General features: G+C 61.0%; 4 protein-coding genes. All 4 read right to left on the reverse strand.

The window, feature by feature from the left end; all coding sequences use genetic code 11:
• Window positions 1-118: 118 nt before the first annotated feature.
• Complete coding sequence (locus tag QVO51_RS04655; protein WP_022357425.1) at window positions 119-712, reverse strand: hypothetical protein; 594 nt, start codon at window positions 710-712, stop codon at window positions 119-121.
• A 12-nt stretch (window positions 713-724) separates the two neighbouring features.
• The gene (locus QVO51_RS04660) at window positions 725-1,384 is read right to left on the reverse strand and encodes an HAD family hydrolase (protein ID WP_022357426.1); all 660 of its coding nucleotides are present in this window, start codon (window positions 1,382-1,384) and stop codon (window positions 725-727) included.
• Window positions 1,384-1,656: a hypothetical protein gene (locus tag QVO51_RS04665; protein WP_022357427.1), complete on the reverse strand. Its 273-nt coding sequence runs from the start codon at window positions 1,654-1,656 to the stop codon at window positions 1,384-1,386. Before QVO51_RS04665 ends, QVO51_RS04660 begins: the two co-directional genes overlap by 1 nt.
• 12 nt (window positions 1,657-1,668) lie before the next feature.
• The coding region (locus QVO51_RS04670; RefSeq protein WP_288167867.1) for an RsmE family RNA methyltransferase at window positions 1,669-2,128 on the reverse strand (460 nt) is incomplete at its 5' end.

The raw sequence follows: 2,128 nt of genomic DNA on the forward strand, positions 1-2,128 counted from the left end.
GGTTGTCTCCCCAAGACTCCGGTAAAGGGGTCATGCGTGGGTGAAGCACGCAAAGCATCAAAAACAAATCATAAGCAAACGGTCACTCAAATGTAAAAACCCGCAAAGCTCCCTGCCCTCAATTGATCCAGTACACCTCCTGATCCGCACACCGGTACACCCGTTCCAGCTCCTCCTCCAGTACCTGGGCATGCTTCCCGGAACGGAACACCAGCCGCACCCGGTCACTGGTCTCCCAGTCGCAGGCAATGTCCCAGGTGCTTTCCGTACCGACGGCAAGGGTCACCCGATCCAGCCGCTTTGCCAGAAAGGGATTCGTCCCGTCGCATACGGTAAATTCCACCTGCGCCTGCCGGGAACGGGCATACACAGTCACGGCGCTGCCGCCTCCCTGGTAGAAAAATTCCTGCTTCTGTGCCGGCGTCCGTGCCGCCAGGACAATACCCACCAGGCTCACCGCACAGCCTACCGCCGCTGCGCCTCCCAGCCAGATGCAGGGGCGGCTGATCCGCTGCTTTGCCCGGCAGTATTTCCAGAGGGTGATCCCCAGCAGCACCGTCAGCAGCAGACCCAGCCCCGGGGTCACGAACCCATGCATCCCGGGCAGCAGAAGCAAGCCCCCTGCCCATGCGGCAATGCACTCCGCCCCCAGCAGCACAGCGCACACCAGCGCCGCCGCAAACCATTTTTTATGTGTGGGAATCCGCCGCATGCAGCCCCCTCCTTATATAAAATACTGTAGTAGCTCCGTTAGCTCCATGCCCCAGCCGCCGCTGATCTCCCGGATCCGCTGCCAGTCCGCCGCTGCGGTAGGCTCATAGACCCCGAAGGTGAAAAATCCGGCACTGTTGGCGGTTTCGATGGCGTGGAGGGCATCCTCTGCCACGAGGATTTCCCGGGACGCATGCCCCAGCCGCCGGGCGCATTCCAGGTAAATATCCGGCTTTGCCTTGGTGCTGCCCACCTGGGAACAGGTCAGCACAAACCGGAACCGGTGCCGGATGCCCAGTCGCTCCAGGGCTGCCTCCACCAGGGAATCATAGGTAGCGGTGGCAATGCAGTAAGGAATGTGCCGGGCATCCAGCCCGTCCAGCACCTCCAGAACGCCGGGCTTCAGGGGGATCCGCAGCCGGTATTCCTCCGCTGCCAGATTTTCAATTCGGGCGATCACCTGCTCCGGGGTCATATCCAGGGCAAATTCCGAAATGAAAAACGCCGCCGCCTCCCGGATCCCCATGGTTTTCAGCCGATCAGAGATCCCTGCCGGGGGAAGGATGCGGTTTTCCCGCAAAAACCGCTGATCCACCTGCTCCCAGACATGCATGGAATCCAACAGGGTTCCGTCCAGGTCAAAGATCACAGCCTGCAATCCCTTCTCCCCCATCAATGCGCATGTCTCCTGCTGTCAAAAAACCGCTTCACCGCCCGGTTTACATGCTTTCGCAGAAAGCGCCGCTCCAGCCACACATACGCACCGAATGCCAGCACGCAGGTAAACCCCACGAACACGCCCCCTGCGCCGATCAGATGCAAAAGCACCCCGGTCAGCACCGTCAGTAACAGGCATACCAGAATATGGCACCATCTGCACACCTTCATCAGCTTTTCCTGATTCTCCTGCTCCACCTGCAGGGCTTGCCGTTCCTCCGGATCCATATCCTCATCTCCTTATAAATTACCACTCAGATACATCAGCAGGGAAAGTGCCGTCAGGGGCGCCGTTTCACACCGGAGGATCCGGGGCCCAAGCCACACCGGCTGAATCCCTGCAAGCCGTGCCTGCGCCGCCTCCTCCGGATCAAAGCCCCCTTCGCTGCCTACCAGCACCCCGATGCTGCCGGTTCTGGGCACAGTCAGCTGGGACATGGACACGCCTCCGGCTTCGTACAGCATGACCGGCAGCTGCTGTCCTCCCAGCTCCTCCAGAGCCTGGGAAAAGGTCAGCATGCCCCCCACCTCCGGAATGATGCCCCGTCCTGCCTGCTTGGCGGCGGCGTGGGCGATCTTCTGGAGCCGCTGCTGCTTTTTGGAAAACTGCCCCGGATCCGGCCGGGAAATGCACCGACGGGTCAGCACCGGAACGATCCTTGCCGCCCCAAGCTCCACCGCCTTCTGGACGATCTGCTCC

Source organism: Ruminococcus sp. CAG:379 (genome assembly GCF_000434255.1).
In the GTDB taxonomy this organism is placed as follows: Bacteria; Bacillota; Clostridia; order Oscillospirales; family Ruminococcaceae; genus Ruminococcus_F; species Ruminococcus_F champanellensis.

Excerpts from the sequence above, each read along its gene's own strand:
- QVO51_RS04655 (WP_022357425.1), bottom strand. The coding sequence starts at position 712 with ATGCGGCGGATTCCCACACATAAAAAATGGTTTGCGGCGGCGCTGGTG.
- QVO51_RS04660 (WP_022357426.1), bottom strand. The coding sequence starts at position 1,384 with ATGGGGGAGAAGGGATTGCAGGCTGTGATCTTTGACCTGGACGGAACC.
- QVO51_RS04665 (WP_022357427.1), bottom strand. The coding sequence starts at position 1,656 with ATGGATCCGGAGGAACGGCAAGCCCTGCAGGTGGAGCAGGAGAATCAG.